The 282-nt window shown below is 62.4% G+C and carries 1 protein-coding gene; it reads right to left on the bottom strand.

All coding sequences use genetic code 11. The features are described from left to right. A partial coding sequence (locus SB822_RS56500) for a hypothetical protein (RefSeq protein ID WP_410859027.1) occupies positions 1-282 on the bottom strand: 282 nt, incomplete at both ends.

Raw genomic sequence — 282 nt, 5'->3', positions numbered from 1 at the left:
GCGTATCGACCAGATCTTCTGCTGCTTGTGCTTGTCTTCGACGACAAGCCCGCTGATATCCGCGCCCGCCGCGCCTGACTTGAAGTACGCAGCCGCGTCGTTCGCTTGCGTGAGCGCGTCGGCAACCGTGTCCGAACCGAATTCGAGCACGACCCATGCGTCGCCATCCGGCAGCAGCGCGATTTCGTCGCTCTTTAAACCGCGCGCCTGCAAGCCGCGAATGATCGCGCGGTCGAGTCCTTCAATCGCGATCGGCGAAAAACGGTTGAAGTGCGGGACGGC

Origin of the sequence: Paraburkholderia sp. SIMBA_054, from assembly GCF_046534875.1 — a bacterium.
Classification (GTDB): Bacteria; Pseudomonadota; Gammaproteobacteria; order Burkholderiales; family Burkholderiaceae; genus Paraburkholderia; species Paraburkholderia hospita.
Note: the sequence above shows the minus strand (reverse complement) of the source record. Positions and strands in the feature narration are given on the sequence as shown.